This window comes from Pararhizobium sp. PWRC1-1, from assembly GCF_049897905.1.
GTDB lineage: Bacteria > Pseudomonadota > Alphaproteobacteria > Rhizobiales > Rhizobiaceae > Pararhizobium.
The window spans coordinates 89,705-115,934 of the sequence record NZ_JAFCXE010000003.1 but is presented as its reverse complement, the minus strand read 5'-3'; the positions used below and the strand labels follow the sequence as shown (position 1 = coordinate 115,934).

General features: G+C 57.9%; 26 protein-coding genes. 24 read left to right on the top strand and 2 right to left on the bottom strand.

The features are described from left to right. Nucleotides 1-290: 290 nt before the first annotated feature. The 20 genes from ACP7E0_RS06475 to ACP7E0_RS06380 all read left to right on the top strand — a co-directional run bounded on the left by ACP7E0_RS06475 (nucleotide 291) and on the right by ACP7E0_RS06380 (nucleotide 18,506). Nucleotides 291-1,259, top strand: a complete 969-nt coding sequence (locus tag ACP7E0_RS06475; RefSeq protein WP_426123749.1) for a flagellin — start codon at nucleotides 291-293, stop codon at nucleotides 1,257-1,259. 510 nt (nucleotides 1,260-1,769) lie between these two features. Then, the gene (locus ACP7E0_RS06470; protein ID WP_426123747.1) at nucleotides 1,770-2,426 is read left to right on the top strand and encodes a hypothetical protein; all 657 of its coding nucleotides are present in this window, start codon (nucleotides 1,770-1,772) and stop codon (nucleotides 2,424-2,426) included. Further along, nucleotides 2,423-3,661 carry a MotB family protein gene (locus ACP7E0_RS06465; RefSeq protein ID WP_426123746.1) on the top strand — a complete coding sequence of 413 codons (1,239 nt, stop codon included), beginning with the start codon at nucleotides 2,423-2,425 and terminating at the stop codon, nucleotides 3,659-3,661. The genes ACP7E0_RS06470 and ACP7E0_RS06465 overlap by 4 nt, the downstream gene beginning before the upstream one ends. A gap of 2 nt (nucleotides 3,662-3,663) precedes the next feature. Beyond that, nucleotides 3,664-4,977, top strand: coding sequence for a chemotaxis protein MotC (motC, locus tag ACP7E0_RS06460; protein WP_426124114.1), 1,314 nt, complete (start codon nucleotides 3,664-3,666; stop codon nucleotides 4,975-4,977). Further along, entirely contained in the window at nucleotides 4,974-6,518 is a 1,545-nt protein-coding gene (locus tag ACP7E0_RS06455) for a flagellar hook-length control protein FliK (protein WP_426123744.1), read from the top strand. The genes motC and ACP7E0_RS06455 overlap by 4 nt, the downstream gene beginning before the upstream one ends. After that, nucleotides 6,469-7,020, top strand: coding sequence for a lytic transglycosylase domain-containing protein (locus ACP7E0_RS06450; protein ID WP_162745029.1), 552 nt, complete (start codon nucleotides 6,469-6,471; stop codon nucleotides 7,018-7,020). The genes ACP7E0_RS06455 and ACP7E0_RS06450 overlap by 50 nt, the downstream gene beginning before the upstream one ends. 280 nt (nucleotides 7,021-7,300) lie before the next feature. Further along, nucleotides 7,301-7,972, top strand: a complete 672-nt coding sequence (rem, locus tag ACP7E0_RS06445; protein ID WP_060636008.1) for a transcriptional activator Rem — start codon at nucleotides 7,301-7,303, stop codon at nucleotides 7,970-7,972. 102 nt (nucleotides 7,973-8,074) lie between these two features. Then, a complete protein-coding gene (locus ACP7E0_RS06440; RefSeq protein ID WP_426123743.1) occupies nucleotides 8,075-9,304 on the top strand; it encodes a flagellar hook protein FlgE in 1,230 nt (409 codons plus the stop codon). 22 nt (nucleotides 9,305-9,326) lie between these two features. Next, on the top strand, nucleotides 9,327-10,769 hold the full coding sequence (gene flgK, locus ACP7E0_RS06435; RefSeq protein WP_426123742.1) for a flagellar hook-associated protein FlgK: 1,443 nt from the start codon (nucleotides 9,327-9,329) through the stop codon (nucleotides 10,767-10,769). Between the two features lie 4 nt (nucleotides 10,770-10,773). Further along, nucleotides 10,774-11,847, top strand: coding sequence for a flagellar hook-associated family protein (locus tag ACP7E0_RS06430; RefSeq protein WP_426123740.1), 1,074 nt, complete (start codon nucleotides 10,774-10,776; stop codon nucleotides 11,845-11,847). A gap of 37 nt (nucleotides 11,848-11,884) precedes the next feature. Further along, the gene (gene flaF / locus ACP7E0_RS06425) at nucleotides 11,885-12,232 is read left to right on the top strand and encodes a flagellar biosynthesis regulator FlaF (RefSeq protein WP_113312442.1); all 348 of its coding nucleotides are present in this window, start codon (nucleotides 11,885-11,887) and stop codon (nucleotides 12,230-12,232) included. Beyond that, entirely contained in the window at nucleotides 12,229-12,678 is a 450-nt protein-coding gene (gene flbT, locus ACP7E0_RS06420) for a flagellar biosynthesis repressor FlbT (protein ID WP_426123739.1), read from the top strand. The genes flaF and flbT overlap by 4 nt, the downstream gene beginning before the upstream one ends. Then, complete coding sequence (flgD, locus tag ACP7E0_RS06415) at nucleotides 12,669-13,082, top strand: flagellar hook assembly protein FlgD (protein ID WP_426123738.1); 414 nt, start codon at nucleotides 12,669-12,671, stop codon at nucleotides 13,080-13,082. Before flbT ends, flgD begins: the two co-directional genes overlap by 10 nt. Before the next feature lie 6 nt (nucleotides 13,083-13,088). Then, on the top strand, nucleotides 13,089-13,355 hold the full coding sequence (fliQ, locus tag ACP7E0_RS06410) for a flagellar biosynthesis protein FliQ (protein ID WP_113312445.1): 267 nt from the start codon (nucleotides 13,089-13,091) through the stop codon (nucleotides 13,353-13,355). A gap of 165 nt (nucleotides 13,356-13,520) precedes the next feature. Next, entirely contained in the window at nucleotides 13,521-15,608 is a 2,088-nt protein-coding gene (gene flhA / locus ACP7E0_RS06405) for a flagellar biosynthesis protein FlhA (RefSeq protein ID WP_426123736.1), read from the top strand. Then, nucleotides 15,605-16,357, top strand: a complete 753-nt coding sequence (fliR, locus tag ACP7E0_RS06400; RefSeq protein ID WP_426123735.1) for a flagellar biosynthetic protein FliR — start codon at nucleotides 15,605-15,607, stop codon at nucleotides 16,355-16,357. Before flhA ends, fliR begins: the two co-directional genes overlap by 4 nt. Before the next feature lie 5 nt (nucleotides 16,358-16,362). Beyond that, nucleotides 16,363-16,776 (top strand): hypothetical protein, encoded by a 414-nt coding sequence (locus ACP7E0_RS06395; RefSeq protein WP_113312458.1) that lies wholly within the window; start codon nucleotides 16,363-16,365, stop codon nucleotides 16,774-16,776. A 122-nt stretch (nucleotides 16,777-16,898) separates the two neighbouring features. Next, nucleotides 16,899-17,465 (top strand): rod-binding protein, encoded by a 567-nt coding sequence (locus tag ACP7E0_RS06390; protein ID WP_426123734.1) that lies wholly within the window; start codon nucleotides 16,899-16,901, stop codon nucleotides 17,463-17,465. A gap of 103 nt (nucleotides 17,466-17,568) precedes the next feature. After that, nucleotides 17,569-17,937, top strand: a complete 369-nt coding sequence (locus ACP7E0_RS06385) for a hypothetical protein (RefSeq protein ID WP_426123732.1) — start codon at nucleotides 17,569-17,571, stop codon at nucleotides 17,935-17,937. After that, nucleotides 17,937-18,506 carry a hypothetical protein gene (locus ACP7E0_RS06380; RefSeq protein WP_426123731.1) on the top strand — a complete coding sequence of 190 codons (570 nt, stop codon included), beginning with the start codon at nucleotides 17,937-17,939 and terminating at the stop codon, nucleotides 18,504-18,506. Before ACP7E0_RS06385 ends, ACP7E0_RS06380 begins: the two co-directional genes overlap by 1 nt. Nucleotides 18,507-18,524: 18 nt before the next feature. On the opposite strand, the gene ACP7E0_RS06375 is transcribed toward ACP7E0_RS06380, so the two are convergent. Next, nucleotides 18,525-19,514, bottom strand: coding sequence for a glycosyltransferase family 2 protein (locus ACP7E0_RS06375; RefSeq protein ID WP_426123729.1), 990 nt, complete (start codon nucleotides 19,512-19,514; stop codon nucleotides 18,525-18,527). 159 nt (nucleotides 19,515-19,673) lie between these two features. Between ACP7E0_RS06375 and ACP7E0_RS06370 the strand changes: the two genes are divergently transcribed. From ACP7E0_RS06370 to ACP7E0_RS06360, 3 genes are read left to right on the top strand one after another with little or no spacing between them, the layout of a single operon-like run. Then, nucleotides 19,674-20,933 carry a glycosyltransferase gene (locus ACP7E0_RS06370; protein WP_426123728.1) on the top strand — a complete coding sequence of 420 codons (1,260 nt, stop codon included), beginning with the start codon at nucleotides 19,674-19,676 and terminating at the stop codon, nucleotides 20,931-20,933. Further along, nucleotides 20,930-21,745 (top strand): WecB/TagA/CpsF family glycosyltransferase, encoded by an 816-nt coding sequence (locus ACP7E0_RS06365; RefSeq protein ID WP_426123726.1) that lies wholly within the window; start codon nucleotides 20,930-20,932, stop codon nucleotides 21,743-21,745. Before ACP7E0_RS06370 ends, ACP7E0_RS06365 begins: the two co-directional genes overlap by 4 nt. A gap of 8 nt (nucleotides 21,746-21,753) precedes the next feature. Next, nucleotides 21,754-22,635, top strand: coding sequence for a DUF6492 family protein (locus ACP7E0_RS06360; protein ID WP_426123725.1), 882 nt, complete (start codon nucleotides 21,754-21,756; stop codon nucleotides 22,633-22,635). 6 nt (nucleotides 22,636-22,641) lie between these two features. On the opposite strand, the gene ACP7E0_RS06355 is transcribed toward ACP7E0_RS06360, so the two are convergent. Beyond that, nucleotides 22,642-23,907, bottom strand: coding sequence for a lipopolysaccharide biosynthesis protein (locus ACP7E0_RS06355; protein WP_426123724.1), 1,266 nt, complete (start codon nucleotides 23,905-23,907; stop codon nucleotides 22,642-22,644). A gap of 334 nt (nucleotides 23,908-24,241) precedes the next feature. Here ACP7E0_RS06355 and ACP7E0_RS06350 point away from each other — a divergent pair, with 334 nt between their 5' ends. Continuing rightward, nucleotides 24,242-26,185, top strand: coding sequence for a GumC family protein (locus tag ACP7E0_RS06350; RefSeq protein ID WP_426123723.1), 1,944 nt, complete (start codon nucleotides 24,242-24,244; stop codon nucleotides 26,183-26,185). The last annotated feature ends 45 nt before the right edge of the window (nucleotides 26,186-26,230 follow it).

Below are 26,230 nucleotides of genomic sequence, written 5' to 3'. Positions count from 1 at the left end.
CTGCCCCGCCAGACTTTCAATAGAACCGCGTCCCGCAAGGGGCGCGGTTTTCCGTTTCTGCGCTGCCTTGCGATGTTAAGGATTTGGCAATTGAAGTTTATTTTCCTTCATTTTGATTACTGACTTGCTAATGCCCTTAACGATTTGTTAACTATCTGATAGTTAAGTGTTCGTTAAGAGCGATAGGCTGTTCCTGGGCTAAACATGGAGCAGTTTGCATGACGCTGGTCCCGTCGCTGCCGGTTATCAATCCGGAATGTTCCGTTTAATTTCGAACTGGGGCAATGACCATGACCAGCATTTTGACCAATTCCGCCGCTATGGCGGCTCTCCAGACATTGCGTTCGATCAATTCGAACATGGAAGAAGTGCAGAACCGCATTTCGTCCGGATACCGTGTCGAAACCGCAGCCGACAACGCTGCGTACTGGTCGATCGCGACCACCATGCGTTCGGATAACGCAGCTTTGTCGACCGTTCAGGACGCGCTCGGACTGGGTGCGGCGAAGGTCGATACATCCTATGCCGGTCTGAGTTCCGCAATCGACGTCGTATCCGAGATCAAGGCAAAGCTCGTTGCTGCGCGCGAACCGGGCGTCGACAAGACGAAGATCAACAAGGAACTGGCCGAACTGAAGAACCAGCTGGCCTCGGCCGCTGAATCCGCTTCGTTCTCGGGCGAGAACTGGCTCTACAACGACAGCACGACGCCGGCAGGCACCAAGTCGATTGTCTCATCCTTCAACCGATCGACAAACGGCACTGTGTCGGTCTCGACACTCGACTACAACACAGCCGCATCGATTCTGATCGATACCAAAAGCGCTTCGCTCGGCCAGTTGACCAAGGCGGTTGCCGTTACCCAGCCGAGTGGCGCAACGACCACAACAGCCAGCTACCACCTGCTGGCGGTCGCTGACGGCACCGCGCCAACAGGCTCGAAACTTGTCGGGCTGACGTCGACCACAAGCTATGACGATATCGAAGGCATGATCAGCGCCGTCGATGCTATCTTTAGTGGACTGACGGATGCAGCCTCGACGCTCGGCGCCATCACCAGCCGTATCGACATGCAGGAAAACTTCGTCGCCAACCTCATGGATGTGATCGACAAGGGGGTTGGCCGCTTGGTGGACGCCGATATGAACGAAGAATCGACACGCCTCAAGGCACTGCAGACGCAACAGCAGCTTGGTATCCAGGCGCTCTCGATCGCCAATACCAACTCCGAAAACATCCTGCGCCTGTTCCAGCAGTAATCGATACGCCGGACCGGAGGGCATGAAACCGGTCCTGGCAGCATCTTTCGCCGCCTCGTTTCGGGGCTGCGAAGTCTTCTTCCATCATCCCGCCGGTCATCGGTTTGGTGGAAACGGTTGGACCGCGCTCATTGCCCAAGCGCGGTCCAACACCTCATATCGGCTCGCCGGGCGAAAGCTTATCAGCGAGAGACGATATGCCTCCGACCTACATTTTCGCACAAGTTTGGCCGGATAGTCTCCAACCGCAGCCATCCTCGTCCCGGTTGCCGGTCAACATGAATGTTGTGCTGCCGTTGTATGCGGTCTGTGCCGCGGGTTTTCCCGGCGCAAACCAATACGGATTGAAAATGTTCGGGTCATGCGGTCCTCCCGCTCCGCAAGGCCCAAAGGAGACATTCCGGAAGTGTCACAGTCTTATGTTTTCAGGCTTGTTAGCCCCATGCTGTCTGCAACCGAACAGGCGGCAAGCTTGGGCGTGGCGATAATCTGTGCCATGGGAGGACGCCGATGAGCGCTTCCATCTCCCGCTATCTCAAGGATTTCAGTGCGCCGAAGGTCGATTTGTCCCTGGTCCCGCCGCGATATTTCCCGGATTTGGACGACGATTTTCCGGCCAACGGTACTTTCGCGATGAAGCAACAGGCTCAGCCGGTAATCGATGTTGAAGCAGAACGCCGCGATGCGTTTGCGCAAGGGCGCGCGGAGGCAGAGGCTGAACAGCAGGGTTTGCATACGAACGAGATTGCCGCCTTGAACGCGCGCCATGCGGCAGAGCTTGAGGCCATGCGCGTTAGCTGCGAAAACGAAATCGCTGCCATGATCTACGACCGTTATTCCGACATGGGGTCACAACTGGCAACCATGCTCGCCGATCAGACGGCGCGGGTTCTGGCGCCTGTGATGGACGATGTGCTGCTGCAGAAATCCATTGGCGATCTTGCCCGGATGATCACGCATTCCATCGGCGCCGGCGAAGGTGCGAAGATCACGGTCAAGGGTCCGCTCGGGCTTTTTGAGGCGCTGAAGCGTCATCTCGATGATGAAACACTGATTTTCCGTCATCAGGAAACGGCCGACATCGACCTGACGGTGGAGTTCGGGGACTCGATCCTGGTGACACGAATGGCCGCATGGGCCGATACCGTTGGCAAGGTGCTGGCATGAGCGAAAACGAAGGCCACCACCACGGCAAAAACGAAATCATCATCATCAAACGTCACAGCGGGGGTCACGAGGGCCATCACGGCGGTGCCTGGAAGATCGCCTATGCCGATTTCATGACCGCGATGATGGCGTTCTTCCTCGTCATGTGGCTGATCAACGCGGCCAATCCGCAGACGAAGGCGGCATTGGCCTCCTATTTCAACCCTGTGCAGCTGACCGATGCAAAGCCGTCCGAAAAGGGCGTCAAGCAGCCGGCCAAGGATGCCAAGGGTGAAGAAGACCAGATGAAGTCCAAGGTCGACGGCACAGAGACGAAGACGGGCGGATCGGCGAAAAGCGGCGACGACCTGACCGCGACATCGGGTGAGGAAACCCAGTATTCCGACGCTGACTTCTTCGAGAATCCGTATTCAGTGATGTCCGAAATCGTCAACGAGGTCGGCCGCAATGCCAATATCAGCGCCAAGGGCGACGGTGGTGCATCGACATCCGGTCCTGCCACGGGCGCGGACGGCGGCGAAGCCTATCGCGATCCGTTCGATCCGGATTTCTGGACGAAGCAGGTCGAGTTGCAGAACGCCGAAAAAGGTGGCGATAGCCTTGAGGGGAAGGCCGGAAATGGTCCGGAAGACGCTTCCAAGGAAAAGGCTATTACTGCCGATAATCAATCCGAAGTCGCAATGAAGTCTCCGGCAGACAAGACTGCAGTCGACAAACCTGCACCCGACGAGGCCGCCAGCGATAAGACTGCACCCGTAAAGTCAGACGAAGATGCTGCCAAATCCCTGAAGGCCGAGATCGAGAAGGAAATTGGCGGGTCTGCCGGCAAACTCGCTGAAGGCTTGCTGGTAACGCCGACCGAAGGCGGGCTGCTGGTGACCATCAGCGAGCAGGCAGACACGCCGATGTTTGGGCTTGGTTCGGCAGTTCCGGAAAAGGACATGGTGATTGCCATGGAAAAGATCGGCAAGCTGCTTTCGGCCCGCAGCGGCGCCATCGCTATTCGCGGCCATACGGACGGACGGCCGTTCAAAAAGGGCGCCTATGACAATTGGCGGCTGTCCTCCGATCGTGCCCAGAGCGCCTATTACATGCTGATCCGCGGCGGCCTCGCCGAGAACCGCGTTAGCCAGATCAGCGGCTTTGCCGACAAGCGTCTGCAGGATACGAAAGATCCGATGGCGCCTGCCAACCGCCGTATCGAAATTCTGATTCAGACAGATCACGGTGGATGACAATGTTGAAGGCGATCCGCACCCTCCTTCTCTGCGCATGTGCCTTCGGGGTGGTTCCCGCGATGGAGGTTCGTGCGCAGGACCAGGAGGACCTGCCGCCCTACAAGATGCTGCGGTCCCTGCAAAATATCCAGGATGCGATCGTTCTCGGTGATCATTCGGCGTCCGAGATGCAACGCTTCATGCTGGCTGCCATCGACAAGCGTCTGCGGGATGCAGATCCCTCGGTCTTCGATGACCCCCGCAACGTCGATGCGGCGTTCATTTATGCGATGAGCGGCGGCAATCCCGAAACGCTGACCTATCTTGCCAACCACGATATCGAAGGCAATTTCGATACGCGTGTCGTCGATGCGTTGAGCCATTACCTTGCTGGCAAGGGCGGGCTGATGGTGGAAAACCTGGCAAAGGCCATCGCTGAATACCGCAATTCCCGTGTCGGTCCATACCTCTACCTAGTCCTGGGCAACGCGACGGCGCAACAGAGCCCTGCCAAATCACTTCAATATTATGATTGGGCGCGGCTGACGGCTCCCGGGACCAATATCGAGGAAGCAGCCTTGCGGCGCTCGATCTCACTTGCGACAAAGGGGGCCATGCCGGACAAGGGGTTTGCCTATTCCCTATCCTATGCCCGGCGCTTCCTGACTTCTCCTTATGCCAGCCAGTTTGCGGATGTTTTCGTCGAGCTGGCTGTGGCCAATTATGGTGAGCAGACGGAAGCCAAGATTCAGGAGATTCTCGGCTTCATGGACAAGCCGCGGCAACGCGAGGTTAATCTGCGCATTGCCCGGCGCGCTGCGATCGGCGGTATGCAGGAACTCGCGACGCTCGCCTCTGCACGTGCCGAGGACCTGTCGGATGTCGCAGATGCGGAACCGAGGGCGTTGGCGAGCCTGTATTCCGGGCTTGCTGGGGTATCTTCCAAGGGCATTCTGGAGGCGGTCAAAAATATCAGTTCCATTCCCGACGCGGAGCTTTCGCCACGGGACCAGGCGTTGCGCCAGGCGGCAACCGTCATCGCGGAAGAAGTGTTGCGGGCACCCGAACCGGAAAGCCTGACGCAAGCAACTGTTTCTAATGTAAAATCCGAAATCAGTTTGGAAGAGGATGTGGCCGGTACAGGCAGCGGAGAAAGTCCATTTGCAGTACCGGCGTCCGACGCGGCCGTGAAGGCCGCGCAACCGGCCGAGCCGCAACAGACGGCTTTGTCAGCGGAGAGCCCGGCCGATCCGGTCCACGACGCGTTTCTGAGCACAGGCCGCTCGAAGCTCGACGAGATCGATTCTCTCCTGAAGGAGGAAGACACAAAATGACGTTCGTAGATGATAATATGCTGGCCACGAGCCCGGCGCGATCGGTGCGATCCGGTTCAAAGTCTGCTGCCCATGGCCAGGACGTGGACGCCGCCGGTCAACGGTCTGCTTTCGAAAACGCTTTCGCCGACGCCGGTAGGAAGAAGCAGCCAGCCATCTCAATCAGCGGAAAAACCGGTGCGGAAGACAGCGCCGCGTCCGACCAGGCCGCTTTACAGAACGCGAAGATGGCAGAGGCCGAAACTGGCCAGGGCTCCTCGCGGCACGGGGTTGCTTCGGAAGAAGGTTTCATGAAGTCCACATTCGAAAGTTCTTCCAATCCGGCTCTACGCACGCTGGCCAAGTCGATCCCGGGACAGGATGGCGAACATGGGCCGGTGGGCAGCGATTTAGCGCAGAAATTCACTTTGAAGCGCACCGACGGCAAAGGCGGACTACCCGGCTTCGCCAGCATTGACGGCGCAACCGCAGATGGTGGTAAAGCCATTGATGCACCGCTGGGCGAGAAGGTGGCCGGCCTCCTGAAGGGGGCAAAGGCGGACCTTACGAAGGGCAGCGGCGCAACGGAAACGCCTGACGATACTTTGGCGCCAAATCCTTCAGGCGATGCGACCTCTGCTGATGTCAGCCAGTTGTTGAATTTGCTTGACGCAGCGCAAACTCCGGCTGCAGCAAATCAGGCATCTACCAAGGAAACTGCCCCGGTGATGTCTGAACTCCAGGTGCTTGCCGAGCGGGCCGGGAAAGCCAAGGCCGCTGCCAAGGATGCAACCACAGGCAAAGCCGGTGCGCATGAGGCCGGCGATGCAAATGCGGTTAAGAATGCCACGGAGGCAGGGTCCGATCAGGTCTTCCGCTTCGCCCGTGCCGATGGCAAAGGTCAGGCTGTGTCCATGAACGTTGGTTCCGACGGAGACAAGACTGTCATCAAGAACGACACAGCCGCAGTATCGGCCAAGGCAGAAGCCGTGACCGTACTGGAAGCGCGCCGCTATCTCGGTCTTGCTCCCTCCAGTAATGCGGCGGCAGTCACCAGCCAGATCGCCAGCAACCCGGAATGGGCGCGGACGCTCCAGTCTGGCGCTGCAGCACCGGCCTCGCCGGGTGATGCCGCGGCCGGCAAGGTTCTCAATACGCTGAAGATTCAGATGCACCCCATTGATCTCGGCATGGTTACGGCGACCTTGCGTCTCAAGGACGATGAGTTGCAGGTCGAAATCAAGGTTGAGACCGGCGATGCCTTCCGGCAGTTGAGCGACGATCAGAGCGCCATGGTCAAGGCTTTGCGGGCACAAGGCTTCGCCATCGATCAGGTCAATATCGTCTTTAACGCCTCGGACTCGTCTGGCGGCAGCAACCAGCAGCAGGCACAGCCTCAGGCAGGCCAGCAGGGCCGTGAGACGGCAGGAGACGGTGCTAAGGGCCAGCGCAACGACAATGGAGCCCAGGAACAGGGCCGCGAAAGGTGGACAGGCAATGGCGGTACAGGCGATGCGTCTTCTGGTGCTGAGCTTAACCGCACTGGTGACGTCTATATGTAGTGCACAGGCGAGCCCCGGCGTGTGCGAAAGCGAGATCACAGCGGCGGCGGCAAAGTACCAGATCCCGGCAGGAATTCTCTATTCCGTTGGCTTGACGGAAACCGGCCGCAAGGGATCGCTCCAGCCATTTGCAATGAATATTGAAGGCAAAGCTTATTTTGAAAGCAGTGCCGATGCGGTGTTGCAACGCTTCAGTGCGGCGCGGGCGCAAGGCGCCAAGCTGATCGACCTTGGTTGCATGCAGATCAATTATTACTTCCACGGCGAGAATTTTTCTTCACCCAACGAGATGCTCGACCCGCGAAAGAATGTCGAATATGCAGCTCGCTTCCTGTCAAATCTTCACGCCCGGCATGAAACCTGGACAATGGCCGTCGCCCGCTACCATGCCGGGCCCAACAATGACCCCGCCCAGAAGAAATATGTTTGCCGGGTGATCTCCAATCTGGTGGCGACGGGCTACGGGAAATGGACGCCGAATGCGTCTAACTTCTGTCAATAATTCAACTTTAAGATGAATAATAAAAATCTTTAATTCGCGTCAGACGAATGCGGCAAGATTGCGTTAGAAAAATGACCCAAGCGTTTTCTTAACATGACGTTAACGTTTCCACATGAATTTTAGTGCCAAATCCGCGCGAGCCCACTAGATGTAGATCAAATCGGTACACAAATCTTAATCTAGTATTAATTTCAGCCAGTAAGTTCCCATAGTTGTTCATGAATCCCCCGATTCGTATCTCTTAACCATAGAGGCACCATACTGATTCGGAGGCGGACGAATGATCGTAGTGGTTGATGAGCGTGAGCTCGTGAAAGACGGATATACTTCACTGTTCGGGCGAGAGGGCGTACCCTCTCAGGGGTTCGACCCCAGCGAGTTCGGCGATTGGGTTTCAAAGGCGGCCGATAGCGATATCGATGCGGTCGAGGCGTTCCTGATCGGCCAGGGCGAAAAGGCCATGAGCCTTCCGCGTGCTATCCGGGACCGTTCCACGGCCCCAGTCATCGCAATCAGCGACAGCCCATCGTTGGAGACGACATTGGCGTTCTTCGACTGTGGCGTCGATGACGTTGTGCGCAAGCCGGTTCACCCCCGCGAAATCCTGGCACGTGCGGCAGCAATCCGCCGGCGCCTGAAGGCACTGGTGAATTTTACCGACATCGGGCCGATCCGGGTGTTTTCGGACGGCCGGGATCCGGAAGTCCAGGGTGAGGTTTTTGCCTTGCCGCGCCGCGAGCGCCGCATTCTCGAATACCTGGTCTCCAATCGCGGACGCCGCGTTTCCAAGTCTCAGATTTTCAATGCCATTTACGGCATTTTCGATGAGGACGTCGAAGAAAACGTCGTTGAAAGCCATATCAGCAAGCTGCGCAAGAAGCTGCGCAAGCGGCTCGGTTTCGACCCGATCGATTCCAAGCGTTTCCTTGGCTACTGCATCGACTGGAGCTGATCTTCGACGGGGTTTCGGATGTGCGGCATCCGGCACCCCAAGACAGGTTCACGCAAGGCCCACTCCATAGTCTTGCCATAACGACGAAAACGAGGATCGGACATGAGTCTTTACGGAATGATGAGAACCGGTGGTTCCGGCATGAATGCTCAGGCAAACCGCCTGGGCACGGTCGCCGAAAACATCGCCAACGCCAACACCACCGGCTATAAGCGGGCCTCGACCGAGTTCTCCTCGCTGATCCTGCCGACAAGCAATGGCTCGTACAATTCCGGCGGTGTCGAAACCAACGTGCGCTACAGCATTTCGGAACAAGGCCCGACGACCTACACCACGAACAAAACCGATATGGCCATCAATGGCGGCGGTTTCTTCATCGTTTCAGGTACCGACGGCTCCAATTTTCTTACCCGCGCCGGCGCTTTCACGCCGGATGGCGATGGCAACCTGGTAAATTCGGCCGGTTACAGCCTGATGGGCTATGAATATCAGGCGGGTGTTGACCCGACGGTTGTCGTCAATGGCTTTGACGGTCTGACGAAGGTCAATCTTGCTTCTGACGGTCTGGTGGCAAAAGGCTCCACCAAAGGCACCATGGGTGCGACCCTTAACTCGGCTGATCCTGTCGGCAAAGAATCCACGACGTCGCTCAGCGTTTTTGATAGCCAAGGCAATTCGCGGCTCCTCGACTTCGTCTACGAAAAGACCGGGCCGAATGCTTGGACGGTTGAGGTTCGAGACCGCACCACTTACAGCGCCGGCCCACCAGTCGTGGGGCGCGTCGGTACGCAGACACTGAATTTTGACGCAAGTGGAAATCTGACGCCTGCTACTGCCTCGGTCACCACGTCGGCGATGAACGGGCTTCCTGGTACGGGTGCGAATCTCGGCGCTTTGACGATCGATCTCAGCAATACCAAACAACTCGGTGCCGCTTTCCAGGGTGATGGTGGAAAGATCGACGGCAGTGCGCCGAGCAAGGTCAAAGGCTATCAGATTGACAAGGCTGGTGTCGTGTACGTTGAGTACGCGAATGGCACGCTCGATCCACGCTACCGCGTGGCGCTTGCCAGCGTCCAGAGCCCGGACAATCTCGTTCCGCAGTCTGGCAACGTCTATTCGCAGGGCGTGGATTCGGGCGTCATCATCACCGGTTTTGCCGGCTCCGGCGACTTCGGCAGCATTCAGTCCGGCGCACTTGAAGGCTCCAACGTCGATATCGCCAACGAACTGACGGCTATGATCGAATCCCAGCGTAGCTACACGGCAAACTCGAAGGTCTTCCAGACAGGTGCCGACCTGCTGGACGTTCTTGTGAACCTGAAGCGATAATTGAAAAGGTACGGTCTGCGTCATGTCGCTGTCATCAGCCATCAACACTGCTCAGACGATATTCAACAACACGGCGGCCCAAACGGCACTCGTTTCGAAGAATATCGCCAACGTCAGCAATGCGGACTATTCACGCCGCATGGCAATGCTGGGCTCAACTGGCAATGGCGCGCAGATCGTGTCCATTCAGCGCGCACAGAACGACGCGCTGATGCGGCAGCATTCCATCAGTATTTCGCAATCCTCCGCCCAGGACGCGCTTTTGACCGGCCTGGAAACGGTGAAGGCAGCCCTCGGCGGCAATAGTTACGAAACCTCGCCGTCCAAATATCTCAAGGCGTTTCGCGATAGCCTGCAGACGTTTGCATCGACACCTGGAAACACGGCCATCGCCGCGACAACCGTGTCGAGCGCGTCGGATCTGGCCAAGTCTCTGAACAAGACGTCTACGTCCGTTCAGGATGTCCGCCATGAGGCAGACAAGGAAATCGATGCTTCGGTTAAAAAGCTGAACGGCTTGCTGGCTGATTTTGAAACAGCCAACGACGCAGTAAAAGGCGCGACGGCCAGCGGCGTCGATGCGAGCGACGCGCTGGATCAACGTGACAAGCTGCTTCGCCAGATTTCCGATATTGTCGGCATTTCGACGGTCACGCGCGCCAATAACGATACAGTCATCTTTACGTCGGAAGGGACGGTCCTGTTTGAAAACAGTCCACGTGCCGTTACCTTTCAACCAACGGCTGCCTTCAACGCGACGACCAATGGCAACGCCATTTATGTGGATGGCGTACCGCTCAAGGCCGGCAGCGGAGCCGATACATCCGGAGCAGGAAAGCTCGCGGGCCTCCTTCAGATGCGGGACGAACTCGCTCCCAAATTCCAATCACAACTCGACGAGATCGCGCGCGGTCTGGTAACGCTCTTTCAGGAAAATACCACACCGGCCACGACGGCAAAGCCGGGTCTGTTTACCTGGTCGGGCACAACCGTTCTTTCGAGCCCGCCGGCGATTCCCGGCATGGCAGCTTCGTTGGCAATCAATCCACTTGCGGCGGGCAATCCGGCACTTGTCCGCGACGGCGGCTTCAACGGTCCCACCTACAAGTCGAACACGTCAGGTGGCTCGGGCTACACGGCGCTTCTGGATAAGTTTCTGACATCGCTCAGTACCGACATGACGTTCGATCCCGCCACAGACCTCGATGGCTCCAGCAGTATTCTGGATTTCTCGGCCTCCTCGATCGGCTGGCTGGAAGGACTGCGCAGCGGTGCATCGACCGCCAATGACAACAAGACGGCCATGCTGTCGCGCACGCAGGATGCATTGAGCAACGTCACGGGCGTCAGTCTCGACGAGGAATTGTCGCAGCTGCTCGATCTCGAGCAATCTTACAAGGCATCAGCAAAATTGGTCAGTACAGTGGACGCCATGATGGCGGCCCTTCTGCAAGCTGTAGGATAAAATCATGAAAGCGTCTTTCGTTTCCAATCTGGCAGTTCAAAACGCCATGCGCCTGACCATCCAACGCGGTCAGGTAGAAATGATGAAGTTGAATGACGAAGTCTCGACAGGGGTTCATGCCGACTACGGTCTGGCTTTGGGTGCTTCCACGTCGCGGTCGGTCAATATTTCATCCCAGCTCGACCGGCTTGCAACGCTGAAAAGCACCAACTCCATCGTCAACCAAAGGCTTTCAGGATCTCAGGAAGCCTTGAAGACAATGCAGGATGCCGCGCAGAAGACACTGAACTCCCTGACGTCTTTTCGGGGTAACAGCACTGCCGATCTCCTGAAGATTGCGCAGGACCAGAACAAGGCGGCAATGTCGACGTTCACATCGGCTGCCAATACGTCTCTGAACGGGGAATATCTGTTCTCGGGCATCAACACCGACGTGCAGCCTTTTACCGAATACTCGGCCACTTCTGATGCGAAGGCGTCCTATGATGCGGCCCTATCGACCTTTATCTCCGCACAACCGGCCCAGGTGCCGCCTCTGACCTCGGTCACGCAGTTCACCAAGGCGCAGATGACCGACTTCCTCGAAAACTCACTGGCGCCGATGTATGCGGATCCATCTGTACCGGGCTCCAAATGGGCCGATTGGTCCGACGCGTCCAGCCAGAACATGACAAGCCGCATCAGCGCCAACGAAGTCATCCAGAGTTCGGCGAACGTCAATACGGAAGGCGCACGCAAGTTTGCCCTGGCCAGTATTGTGTCTACTGAGCTTCTTAGCGCCGGCTTGAGCGATGACGTTCGCGGCGTGGTCACCGACAAGGCCATTGAATATATGGGCGCCGCCGTAACGGGCCTGATCAGTATGCAGAGCAATCTCGGCTTGTCACAGGAGCGCGTGAAGAAGGCCAATACGTCGATCGAGGCGCAGACCAAGATCATCAAAGCCAATCAGCTGGATCTTGAGGGCATCGATACTTTCGCAGCCTCTACCATGCTGAAGACTTTGCAGACGCAGCTTGAGACTTCCTACACGCTAACCTCGCGGCTACAGCAGTTGAGTTTGATAAATTTCCTCTGATGCGGTGAGGACCAGGACAAACATGAAGGATGTCTGAATGTATCAGTTTTCATACGCCGAGATCATGGAGGATGGCGTTGCCGACTCCAAGGATCGCGAACGGCAAGTGCTCGACCGCTCGATTGCGCTGCTGACAGCCGCAAAGCAGCAGAAGGGGTACTCGCGGGAGGCCATCGAGGCGATCTACTATACCCGGCGGGTCTGGATACGGTTCATCGAGGATCTCCGCGCTTCGGACAATCAGCTCAATGACGAATTGCGCGCCAACCTTATTTCCATAGCCATCTGGATTCTCGGTGAGACGGAAAAGATTCGCAAGCGCGAGTCCTCGAACTTCCAGGGCATTATCGATATCACAACCATCATCAGGGATGGACTCAAATGAAAAGCACATTGCGAATTTCGCTGAAGTCGGGCGAACGGATTTTTGTCAACGGGGCGGTGTTGCGCGTCGACCGCAAGGTGGCAGTCGAATTCCTGAATGACGTGACCTTCCTGCTTGAAAACCACGTTCTGCAGCCGGAGGACGCGACAACCCCGCTGAAGCAGCTTTATTTCATCGCCCAGATGATTCTGATCAACCCTGAAGGCGCCGAGCAGTCGACCAACATGTTCCGCAAGTCGGTGGTCATGCTGCTGACCTGCTTCAAGAACGACGAGGTCGTCTCGGAGTTGAAGAAAGTCGATGGCATGGTCACGCAGGGGCGCGCCTTTGACGCGCTGAAGGCCATCCGCGGTCTCTACGCTCTCGAAGACAGTATCCTGAATAATCAGGAAATCACCCCGGCAACGATCGAACAGATTCGCAAGGAGATCGCACCATGGCGGTAGGCGGCGTCAATACAGCCAACGGCTACATACCCACGGCATCGGGAACGGAATCTGGAGCTGACAAGGCAAAGGCAACGCTGAACTATGACAGCTTCCTGAAGCTGCTCGTCGCTCAGATGAAGAACCAGGATCCGACAGAGCCAATGGATTCGACCCAGCAGATTGCCCAGTTGGCGACTTTCTCGCAGGTCGAGCAGACGATCAAGACCAATACCAATCTGGAAAGCCTGCTGCAGCGCACGTCGCTCAGCGAAGCCAACGCGGTGATTGGCAAGACGGTGACCAGCGCCGACGGCAAGACGACTGGTGTCGTCAAGGAAGTAAAGCTATACTCGGATGGAATCATCGCGGTGCTTGATAGCGGCAAGGAACTTGTCGTGGGCCCGGGTGTCACCATAAAGTGATCGTCAATGAATGAGGCGGATGCCCTCGATATCGTGCAAGCGGCGATCTGGACAGTGGTCGTCGCTTCCGGGCCCGCTGTCGTTGCCGCCATGGTGGTCGGCGTCGTCATCGCCTTCATCCAGGCGCTGACCCAGGTTCAGGAAATGACCCTGACCTTCGTGCCTAAGATCCTGGCCGTTCTGGTGACCGTAGCCCTTTCTGCCTCCTTCGTGGGCGCGCAGATATCCATCTTCACCGACGTCGTCTTTTCCCGCATTCAAACTGGCTTCTGAGCCGCCGGCGTGCGGGAAATCAGCCGGCCGCTGCGAAAAGCACATTTGGTTTCTCTTTCCAGCATCGATGCCACCCTCGCGCAAGTTTGGTGCGTTAGGCCTGCTGCTTAGTTTGGGCAGCAGGTATGAATGCTGTCCGCCTCTCATGAAGAGACGGAATTTCCGATGGCACAACCTCCTGCACTGATCATTCCGAAAGTCGCGCCCAAAGGCCGTGATATTGGCTTCGCGCTCGGCATCGTAGCGATCCTGTCGATCCTCTTTCTGCCGATACCGCCGTTTCTGATCGACATCGGGCTGGCCTTCTCCATCGCTTTCTCCGTGCTCATCCTGATGGTTTCGCTGTGGATCCAGAAGCCGCTGGATTTCTCGTCCTTTCCGGTCATTCTGCTGATCTCCACCATGATCCGGCTGGCGCTCAATATTGCGACGACGCGCGTCATTCTTTCGCACGGTCATGAAGGGCACGACGCGGCCGGTGGTGTCATCGCCGGTTTTGCCGAACTGGTCATGGGTGGCGATTTCGTCATCGGCCTGATCGTCTTTTTGATCCTGATCACGGTGAACTTCATCGTCATCACCAAGGGTGCAACGCGTATCGCCGAAGTCGGCGCGCGGTTCACCCTCGATGCCATTCCCGGCAAGCAGATGTCGATCGACGCCGACCTTTCAGCCGGCCTGATCGACGAAAAGGAAGCGCAACGGCGCCGGCGCGAGCTGGAAGAAGAAAGCTCCTTCTTTGGCTCGATGGACGGTGCGTCCAAGTTCGTGCGCGGCGATGCGATCGCCGGCCTTTTGATCACCGCCATCAACGTCTTCGGCGGCATCATCATCGGCTACGTTCGCCATGACATGTCGATCGGCGAAGCTGCCGACGTCTTCGTCAAGCTGTCGGTCGGCGATGGTCTGGTTTCCCAGATCCCGGCCCTGATCGTGTCACTCGCCGCAGGCTTGCTCGTTTCGCGCGGCGGCACGTCCGGTTCCACCGATCAGGCAGTCATCAACCAGCTCGGCGGCTACCCGCGTGCGCTGATGGTGGCGTCCGGCCTGATCATCATGCTGGCGTTCATGCCAGGTCTGCCATTCTTCCCTTTCGCCGTTCTTGGCGGCGGAATGGCGTTTCTCAGCTGGGTTATCCCCCGTCAGCTGGCTGCGGCCAACAAGCTCAAGCGTGATCAGGACCAGCAGACGGCACAGCTGAAGACCGACAGCGAAAAGGATTCGGTCAAGTCGGTCCTGAAGACGGCGGAGATCGAATTGCTCCTCGGCAAGCAGGTATCAACGCGCCTCCTCGGCGCACACCAGGAACTAGCGTTCCGCGTTGGCAAGATGCGCCGCAAATTCGCGGGCCAGTACGGCTTGATTGTCCCGGAAATCAAGGTTTCCGACGATATCGGTATTCCCGACAAGGCCTACCATATCCGTATTCACGGCACGACGATCGCATCCAATACCGTGCGCGTCGGCGAAGTCATCGTCGTCACCGGCGGCGGCCGCAAGCCGAGCGTCCCGGGAGACGAAATCCGCGAACCCGCGTTCGGCATGCCGGCGGTCTCCATCCTCGAGACCTTTACCGAGGACCTGAAGCGCGAAGGTTTCCACCCGATCGACAACGTCTCGGTGGTGCTGACGCATCTGTCCGAAGTCATCCGCAACAACCTGCCGCAGCTTCTGTCCTACAAGGACGTCAAGATCCTGATCGAGCGGCTGGACCCGGAATACCGCAAGCTTGCCGACGAAATCTGTACCTCGCATATGTCCTATTCCGGCCTGCAGGCCGTGCTGAAACTGCTGCTGGCCGAGCGCGTCTCGATCCGCAACCTGCATCTGATCCTCGAAGCGGTCGCCGAACTCGCGCCTCATGTCAGGAAGACCGAGCAGATCGTCGAACACGTTCGTGTGCGTATGTCGCAGCAGTTGTGCGGCGATCTTGCCGACAATGGAACGTTGCGCGTCCTGCGTCTCGGCAACAAATGGGACATGGTTTTCCACCAGGCACTGAAGCGCGATGCAAAGGGCGAGATTGTCGAGTTCGACATCGATCCGCGTCATCTTGAAGAGTTCAGCGAGCAGGCAACCAAGGTTATCCGTGAACATCTTGACCGTGGCATGCCGTTCGTACTGGTAAGTTCGCCCGAATCCCGCTCTTATGTGCGCATGATCATCGAGCGTCTTTTTGCAACATTGCCGGTTCTCTCGCATGTCGAGCTCGCCAAGGGCCTCGAGATAAAGATTATCGGCTCGATTTCATGATCACCGACCCTGAAGGCACAGTGCTGGCGCTTTTCGCCGCATTCTGCCGGATCGGCGCCTGCATCATGGTCATGCCCGGGTTTTCGACGGCGCGTGTCTCGGTGCAGATCCGCATCTTCGTCGCGCTGGCCATCTCGATGGCGATCCTGCCGATCATGTGGAACGAGATCTACCCGCAGATTTCCGGCAAAGGACATACCTATATCTACATCGTCGCCACCGAGACCGTCATCGGCAGCGTTATTGGCCTGATCGCCCGATACTATGTCCTCGGACTTCAGTTTGCCGGCACGGTAATCACGATGATGATCGGCTTCAACGCTCCCCCGGCGGCGGACGTGCTGGAAGATACAGCGGAAAACCAGCTGACCAACTTGATCAGCTTTGCCGGCCTGATGGTTCTTTTCATGCTGGATTTCCACCATGTCATTCTGGCGAGCATTGTGGATTCCTACAAGGTGATGCCGCTCGGCGTTGGCTTTGATCCGCAGGGCGTGCTGATCACGCTGACCAACGCGCTTGAGACGACCTTCTATATCATGTTGCGGCTGGCGAGCCCGTTCATCATCTACGGCCTGCTGTTCAACTTGGCGATCGGCATGGTCAACAAGCTGGCGCCCCAGATGCCTCTCTATTTCATCTCGCTGCCCTATCTGATCATGGGCGGCATGTTCCTTCTCTATCTGGGTATCGCGGCAATGCTGAAGCTGTTTGCCGATGGCTTCGGCCCGATGATGCAAGGGGGCTAGCGTCGATGAAAAACCGGTCTGAGAAACTCAAGCGGCTCGTCACCGTGCAGCGGCACCTGGAGCAGATGGCAGAGCGGGATCTGGCCGAAACCGCCAGGAAACGCCGCGATCTTGCCGAAACCATTGATGTCGTGGTCGATGCCATGGGGTCCGCCAGCCCGTTGCACGCCATGTTTTCAGGACATTATTCCTCGCAGCTTGGCCGTCTTGCCCTTAAGGACCAGATGCTTCTGGACATCCAGCAAGGGCACGAGACCCGTGTTCTCAAGGAGCGGGCAAAGGGCGACCGGCTTGAGGAAAACATGAAGGACGCCCGCGTTCTCGAAGATCGCGCCGAGGCGGATGAGGCCATCTACGATCTCGTCGACCAGCATGTGATGAGCAAGTCACCAGCTTCCGGTAAGGTTGACCGGTCATAGTGCGGCTTCGGGAGCGGCCGCAGATTGCGTCCGGACCGTTCGCTTAAAACGCTGAAATTATGGGGTTATCGCTAGCGCACATGCATGCGCTTGGAAGGACTCCGTGACCAAGAGGATACCGCATGGCCATTTCTCCTCCAAGCGACCTGGTGATGGATGTTGTGCGCGCCGCCGATCCGGCCGAGGTGCAGGAAGCGCAGGCGCGCCTGAAAGCCAATCGTGCTGCCTTTCAGGCGACAAGCCTTGCGGAAAACGGCAACGGCTTTGCCAACACGGTCGCCGTCCTCAATCAGGACAGCCCGACCAACAGTCTTAGCGACATCACCAATCGGGCCGAAGCCAAGAAGATTCCGGAGAGCTACCGCAAATTCGAGGCCATGGTGCTGCAGAATTTCGTGAAGTCGATGCTGCCTAGCGAGAGCGAAGAGATCTACGGCAAGGGCACCGCCGGTGACATGTGGAAGAGCATGATGGCCGAGCAGATCGGCAATGTCATGGCGCAGGGCGATGGCGTGGGTATCGCCGAGCGCATGGTAACCGACCGGATCGTCGGGTCGGACGCGCCGGACCGGGTCAATGCATCGCTCGGTGGCAATGACAACAATGTCGCCCTGAGCATGGTCCAGGAGTACCAGCGCAAGGCCGTCGCCGATTTCATGGGCACGCCAGACAACAACGAACAAGCCTGAGGCTATCCCGGACATGCCGGGCTGACCTGACATAGAAGTTTCGCGCACAGACCACGCCATGGGCTCAGACCCGCGTGCGGCACGCGCCAACGGGAGCCAAAGAATGGAAGTTGCAGCATCGAGTGACGTGCGTATCCAGAACGTGCTGGGGCGTCTCGAAATGATCCTCGACAATGAAAACACCCGGATCGGCATCGACCCGAGCTTCGACCTGAAGACGTCGAATGCCCGCAAGAGCCGTTGCCTTTATGAGCTGACGATGCTGCATCGCGACGCTTCGCCGAATGAAATTTCGCCGGCATTCGTTTCGCAGACACAGCACATCAAGACGAAGCTTGTGATGAATTCGCAGAAGGTGAACGCGCATATGGAAGCCTGCCGCTCGGTGGTGGATCTCTTGAAGACCGCCGTGCAGGAAGCCGATGCGGATGGCATCTACACCGAACAGCAGTTTCGCTACGGCGACTTCTGATGCTGAAGCTCGTTTTCACCGGTGTCTGGATTTGCGCCGTATCGCTCGGATCCGTCTATTTTTCGATCCAGCATGCATCGGCGCCGGTGGAATCGAGTGCGGAAGCTGAACGCCGCGCATTGCAGGAATATGTGCAGGGTGAACTGATTACCGTCCCGGTGATCACCGATGGTGCCGTGCAAGGCTATTTCCTGACCAAGCTGTCCTTCTCCGTCGACAAGGCGAAGGCCAAGATGCTGGAAGTGCCGCTCAAGGAATCGGTGACGAATGCGCTGTACGACATTCTCGTCGGCCAGAAGCTGATCAACGTTGCTGACACCAGCAATTTTGATCTAGCCACTTTCAAGACGAAGGTTAAGGACGGGCTGAACAAGCAACTGCGTGACGAAGTGATCTTTGACGTGCTGATCGAACAGCTCGAATATCTTTCCAAGGCTGACGTCGCCCGTATCGCCAATTCCGCCAACGAAAAGCAGCGCAAGCCTGTTCCGATCGTCGACAAAAATGGCGAAACGGCTCATGACCAGATGCCTGAAAGCGAAAAGCGCGCTGCCGCAGCTGGACATTGATCTGAAAGCCAGCGCCCGTCAGTTCTTTTCCGGGTTGCGATATTGCTCGTTGACCATTCCAAATTCCATCATCAGACGGCCGCACGCCACGTAAAAGTGGTAAAGCCCTGCGGATGGCAGGGTGCTTGATTTCCACAATCGCACACCACGAAACGGCGACGCTGCAAGCAGTGTCAGCGATTTGGCGATCGTCCTGGCGCGGCCACTAAACCCCGGTGCTGCGCGATGTTCAAGCAACGCTGAGATCGCACCGTTTCTGAGGCTTCGCGCCCTGATCCACGAAGCTTCCGTTCTCCGTGCCGGGATGGTTTCCGCTACCCAGGCTTCCTTTGCCCATGCGAATGTAAAGCCCTTCTCACGGCAACGGCGATAGAAGTCGCTGTCCCCCCCGCCGATGAAATTGAACAGCGGATCGAGGAACGGACGCGGCATCGCATCGAGCACCTGCCGGGCAACAAGCACGTTTCCCGACGAGTAAAGGATCGGAACGGGGCCGGTCGTATCGTAGTGGGGCATGAAGACCGGGTGCCGTTTCTGATCGTTGCGTGTCTTGTCTTCGAAATCCGGCAGCTGCGGCCCGCCGACCAGATCGGCATGTGTCTGTTTGTGTACCGAAATGAGACTGTCGAGCCAGTCCGGCGATGCGATCTCGTCGTCATCGATCACGGCGATGGCATTGAGATTGGGATAGGTCGCAAGCGCCATAGACCAGCCCGCATTGTAGGCGTGGCAATTTCCGCGCTGGTGCGCGACGACGACGAGGGCGTTGATCCTGTGATCGGCAAAGAACATTTTTGCCGCGTTCGCGCCTTCCAGCCCATCGGCATCGTTTTCCATGACGACGATCGCGAAAGGACAGCCGGGAGCCTGTGAAATAACGGTTCTCAAGGTTTTCAAGAGGTGTTCGGGCCGCCGGAATGTCGGCAGGGTGACGACGAGTTCGATATTGTCCGCCGCGTCAAGCATCGCCTGGTAAAACACGGTCACATCTTGGGCGGGTGGGGGCATGGGGAAACCTGTCAAAGGCGAATATCTGGCAAGCACTAAAGCAAATCTTCCTAAACAGACGCTAAATTTCCGAATTTGCTTTTGAATGAATGGCTTAAAGGTGACTTCACGCCGTGTTGCTACAGTTGGGGCAGTTGTTCTCAAGTCTCGTGTGGCAGCATGCATCTGGTTTTCGTTTCCTCGCTGGTACCGGTAGAGAACCCTTCATCGGGGTTCGACATCGCCAATCGTACCGTCCTGGACGGTCTTCGCGCCCTCGGTCACCGGGTGAGCGTGATCGGCTATCTGCAGCCGGGTCATGCTGTGGCTCCGGGCGGAGACATGCATGTGCTTGGCGAACTCGAAGTCACCAATGCCAGGGTCGACCGGGCAACGAAGTTACGCTGGCTAACGGCGGCCTTGCTCAAGCGCACGACCCTTTCCTCTGCAAAGATGCTGCAGGTCAAGCGCACTCAAATAGAAACACTATTGCAGGGGTTGCAGCCGTTCGACGGTATTGTCCTCAATTCCGTGCAGCTGCCCGGCGCCTTCGCCGATATTTTCGTGAAATATCCAACGATCTACGTCGCTCACAATGTTGAGGCGGATTCCGCACTCGAAAATGCCGCGACTGCGTCCAATCGGCTGGAAAGGCTGCTGTTCAAACGCGAGGCGCACTATCTGCGCCGTCTCGAACGGCAATTGACACAGACTGCCTCGGCGGTCTGGACCTTTGCCGAGGCTGATCGTTTCGGGTTCGGCCATGCCGTTTCCGGCCGGGCCGCCGTCCTGCCGCTGGTAACGCGCTGGGATCTGCCGCAAAGCAGTATCGAAACGGCACCGGAGCATGACCTTGCCCTGATCGGCACCTGGAGCTGGAAGGCCAACCGCATCGGCCTCGACTGGTTTCTGTCGAAAGTGGCGCCATTGCTGCCGCCGGACATGTCAATCGGTATTGCCGGCCATCTGCCGGACGCGCCGTTGATCGCGCATCCGGGCGTGCGCCTGCTTGGACGGGTGCCGGATGCACGCGCCTTCGTTGAGGCCGGCGCAATCATACCATTGATCAGCCGTGGCGGGACCGGTGTCCAGCTGAAGACCATTGAGACCTTTGAATTAGGCCTGCCAAGTGTGGCGACAAGCGCATCGCTGCGCGGCATTGGCGCACTTCCGGAAAACTGCGCAGTTGCTGACGATCCGGCTGATTTTACGCAATTATTGGTTGCAACGGTTGCCCAGGTTCGGGCTGGTAATCGCCAGCGCTGCTCCGGAGCGGCTTTTCACCAGGCACAGAAAGACTTGTTGCTCGGGACGATGCGCGAGGGGCTTTCGCGGTTCGGCATGCCGCTTGAGGCAACCCGTCAGAACCCCGGCATGGCCAGGAAAACGAACAGTGCACCGTATGGCTTAGCCACGCGCGAGGGAGGGAAATCCCAATGAATGTCTTCCCGGGTACAACCATCGCCGCGTCGCAACGGCCGATCCTCGACATGCAGGTCTGCGATTTCGGCTGGGCCAATGCCTTCGCCTTTGCTGACGAAATCGCTTCGCTGCCGATCGGGCAGACGGTGATATCGTTCCTCAACGCCCACAATGCCAATTTGATGATGCAGGACCCGGAATATAGGGCCGTCCTCAACCGTCAGATCGTGCTGCCGGATGGATACGGCATGGATCTGGCGTCCATGCTGTTTCACGGAAAGGCCTTTCCGGCCAACCTGAACGGCACGGACTTCGTGCCGGCGTTGATGACCTACATGACGACACCGAGCCGTGTCGCCATGGTCGGGGCGCGTTCGGACGTTCTCAAGCGCGCAGCGGAAAATTTCCAGAAGCATGCGCCGTGGCACCAGTTCATTCCGGTCTCAGATGGGTTTTTCGATCCTGAGCAATCCGACAACGTCATGGCCATGGTTCGTGCCGTCAGGCCGGATATCCTTCTGATCGCCATGGGCAGCCCGAAGCAGGAAAAATGGATCGACCGCCATGTCGGCCCGGGCCATGCCCGGCTGGTTCTGAGCGTCGGCGCACTTTTCGATTTCATGGCAGAGGAAGTGCCGCGCGCTTCGCTGACAATGCGGCGTTTGCGTCTGGAATGGCTGCATCGGCTGGTCGTTGAGCCACGCCGCTTGTGGCGCCGTTATATCCTCGGAAACCCGTTATTCATATACTATGTTCTTCGCCACAAGCTGAAAGGGCGTGAGGGCTCGTCGAATATCGACGGCCAGCGTGCCGGATCACGATCGTTCTGACGGAAACCATGATGCGCACAGCCGTCGTTACAGCCTCCTACGCCAATGATTTTGAGCGTTGCCGTCTGCTGTGCGAGAGCATGGACATGCGCCTGAAAGGCGATTGGGTCCATTATCTGCTCGTCGCCGCCTTCGACGTCGCGCTGTTCCGGCAGTTGGAAGGCACGCGCCGGCAAGTCATCAGTGAGAGCGATTTGTTGCCTTGGTGGTTGCGCGCCATTCCCGATCCGATGTCGGCAGGGCGCCGCAAGCTCTGGGTCAGTCCATACAGCCTGCCTTTGCGCGGCTGGCACGTTCAGCAGCTGCGCCGTCTGGCCTTGTCCCGGCATATCGAAGAGGCGGCGATGTTTGCCGTTGATTCCGATGTGGTCATCCTGCGTGACTTCGATCCGGCAAGCCTGTGGCAGGGCGACCGGTTGACCCACTATCGCAAGGATGGCGGGATAGGCGAGCGCATGCGCTCCAATCATCTCGAATGGCTTGCCCATTCCGACCGCCTGCTCGGCATCGGCCCCTATAGCCTGCCGGCCAACGATTATATCAACACATTGATCGCCTGGCGCACCGATAGTTGCCGTGCGCTGCTCGATCATGTCGAAGCGCTGCATGGCCGCAGTTGGATCCGCGCCATCATCCGGTCACGGCAATTCTCGGAATGCACCATCTATGGCCGTTTCGTCGATGAGGTATTGATGGGCAAGGGCCATGCTGCTTCGCCCGATGGGCTCTGCCACGTCCTGTGGTTCGACGACAGTTATGCGCGTGATATCAGCGGGCTGAGGCATTTCATGCGCGAAATGGCACCACACCAGATCGGCATCGGCGTTCAGTCCTTCGTCGGCCATGATCTCGCCGATATCCGCAACGTCGTCCTCGAACGCGCCGCGTGATACTGCTTAGATGACGCGGCCCTTTTCACGGCGGAGCGCGCTGTAGGTGAGGGCGAAGGATGCGACGTAGAGCGCCAGATAGACGCCGTTCAGCAGGGGTGCCCAATAGGCGGTGTCCGTACTTGTCTTGAAGACGGCGGTGAGCAAGGCGACCTTGACGATCCCGGCAATCACCAGATTGGTCATCCGGCGCACGGTGCGGCCCGTCGCATAGAGCAATTCCGAGTGATACTCGATCAGGTTGCGGAACGAGGGCACGAGAAGGACGGCCATAAGATAGGACGCGGCCTGAGCGACGTTGTTTCCAAGCCCATACGGAAAAATCCAGAGATAGATTGCCATGGCAGCGATTGCCAGGAAAGATATGGCCGCCACCAGGGCTTCGATTGTCAGCCGGGTACGCCAGGACGAGATGGTACCGGGCACCCGCATGATCTTCTGAACCAGCAGCGTGTTGAACGAACGTACCGGCAACGCCGTAAGGTCGGCAAGCCGCATGATGATCGCGTAGACCCCGGAGACTTCCGGCCCGCCGATTGCGAGGACTGCGATCTTGTCGAACTCCGACTGGATATAGAACAGCACCTCGGCACCGGCGACCGAAACCGAATCTCCCCAGCGTCGGATATAAAGGTGTAGGCGCCAGCGCAACCGTACCTTCGGATAAAACCAGATGACCGCGATCAAGAGGGCAAGTACGTTGGCCCCGAGATAAAACAGCGACCATGTCCCGAGCGAAGCGAAATGCAGCAGCGAAAACGCCAGCGCTGCCGCGGTCCGGATGCCCGTTCCGATGATCACAAGCAGGGCAGCCCGGCCAAAGCGCCCGAGCCCGTTGAGGACAATGACCACGACCTCCAGCCCACGCCAGCATATGATTTCGGCGGCCATGAAACCGAGGAAAACCGGAAGCCCGATATCGCGGGCGAAAACAGCATAGTAAACCGCAAGACAGAGAACTGCGATCAATGGCAGCGACAACAGGGCGCCGGCGGCAAACCCGGCACTATAGGTACCCACCAGCAGCGGCTTGACGGTGGCAACGCGATAGAGCGGTGACATGAAGCCGAAGGCGAGCACGCGTGAAATCATGATGCCGGCTGCGGATGCGGTGGCAAAAAGACCGAACTCGGCGATCGAAAGCCCGTTGGCGATACAGATGAAATAGACCAGCGACAGCACAAGCCTGCCCGCCGACCCGCTTGTCATCGAGATATAGGCGTGAATGACGCTGCTATGGCGCGCGTAGAGGGTCTTTGCAAAATCGATCACGAGTGGGGTCCGAATGGTCAGTCCCGTTTCTAACCGGTAAAGCTTAATGAGCAGTTTGAGATTGCAGGTTGTTCTTGATTGCAAGCGAGGTAACCGCAACTTGTTAACGGTTTGTTTGCCACAAAAACTTAAGCTTCATTCATAACTAGTCACTTTGCCCGGTTACGGGTGTTTGCAGGCATTGATGTTTGATCCGGAAGATAACAAGCGGACCGTGGCTCGCCAGCCCCTCTTCGATCGGGCATCGATTGAGCGCGACGGATTGTTGCGTTCAAGGACATCGGCTCGTGCCGCTGCTCCCGTCGCGCGTAATGCAAACGAGTTATTGAATCGGTTGGGCGGTCCCGCTGTCAAACCGAAATCGCCCGTCGATGGGACGCAACCGGTCCGCCTGCCCGAAGCAGCGGTTTCTGAGAAAATAACTGCCCGCCTTTTGGGTTGGTTCAAGAGCAGCAAGACCGAGCCAGCGCGGACTTCCGAAGTTCCAGACGCGCCTGCCTACGTTCCTGCGGCCAATTCCGAATCCTATACAGAGCAACGGGACCGGCCGCTGATCGATCTCACGACGATCCTGACCTCCGTCTGGCAGGTGCGAAAAATCATCGTGGTCCTGACAATTGTTGGTGCTGTCGGCGGAGTGCTCATCGCGATGTCGACACCAAGTGTCTATGTGGCCGAAAGCAAGCTCTACGTCGATCCGCGCGAAGTGCGGTTGACGGATTCCGATCTATCCAAGGAAAGCCTGGCGACCGAAGCGATCCTGGCCCTGGTTGACAGTCAGTTGGAAGTGTTGCGTTCCCGAACGGTTCTGGAAAAGGTTGCCCTCGACATGGGGCTCGATCGTGATCCGGAATTCGGTGGCGCCTCCGCCGGCAGAGGCGGCCTTTCAGCCGGGATCGGCCTCATCCGCGAAATCTTCTCCCCCCGCAAGGCGCAGCCTATGCCTGCATCCGGGGTCAGCCCGCAGACGCTGGAAAAACTAAGCAACGCGGTAACGGTGTCACGTGATCCGAAGACCTTCATCGTCACAGTCGATGTGAAAAGCCGGGACCCGGCAAAATCGGCGCTGATCGCCAATCGCTTGGTGACCACCTTCCTGAACGAGGAACAGGCAGCCCAATCCGGGTTCTTCCAGCGGACCACCGCTGCTCTCGACAGCCGCCTGAAGGAGCTTCAGACAGAGCTCGATATGGCTGAAAATGCGGTCGAGAAATACAAGGCTGACCATGATATCGTTGGCGCCGGTGGTGAGCTGATTTCAGACAAGCAATTGTTTTCCCTAAACGATCAGGTCGGCGCCGTGCGAAACCGTATCGCCGATGCGAGGGCGAAAGTCGAGGTCGTCACAAAGACCCGGCTGGATGATGTGCTCACCGGCGCGTTCCCGGAAGAACTCAGCTCGGTTGCGCTGCAGGAACTGCGCAAGCAATATTCCCAAGCCCGTGCACAGTTGGGCGCACTGGATGCAAGCCTTGGTCCCCGGCATCCGCAGAGACTTGCGGCCGTCCAGTCGCTGGAGGTCGCACGTTCGGAAATCGGCAACGAACTCCGCCGCATCGAAGCGGCCGCGCAGACCGAACTGGACAGGGCCATCCGGACCGAGAAGGACTTGATTCAGCAGCTGGCTGTCTTGAAGGCGCAGCAGGTCAATTCGTCGGCCAGCTTCATCGAATTGCGCGAGCTGGAGCGTAAGGCCAATGCGACGCGGATGATCTACGAATCCTTCCTGAAGCGGGCAAGCGAAACTGGCCAGGAGGAAAAGCTGACCTCAAAGAATATCCGGGTGATTTCCTCGGCGGAACCACCGTTGCAGTCAGCCGGACCTTCGCGCAAGCTGATCGCGATTGGCGGTATGATCGCCGGCTTCATGGCAGGCGTCGGACTGGGTGTCATGCTCGGTGCCTATCGCAGCCTCAAGGATCTTCTCCAACGGTCGAACCGTACGGTCGCGGCCACTCCGCAACGCGATCCGCCGGGCAGGGACGATCATCATCCGGATGGTGCGGGAACGCAGCGCCATGCCGTTGAATCTCCTCCGGCAACTGCGGAATACCGGCCGCTTATGCCCTCGGCTCATCACGCGGCTGCCTCTGCTGCGGCTCTCTCCGTCTTTCCTCAGCGTCAGGACACGACACCGCCCGATCTGAGGGATTATCTGCGCGAGATGCAGGAGAAGGACGCTGACGATAGCGGCATCGCTCACGTTCAGGAAAACCTGCGCGCCCTGCGCTACCGCGTCGAACACTATACGAAGCTGCGGGCCGGCGGCCGCTATTAGCGGTCTCGCATCCAGGCGGCGGCGAGCGCGGCCCATCTTCTCAGA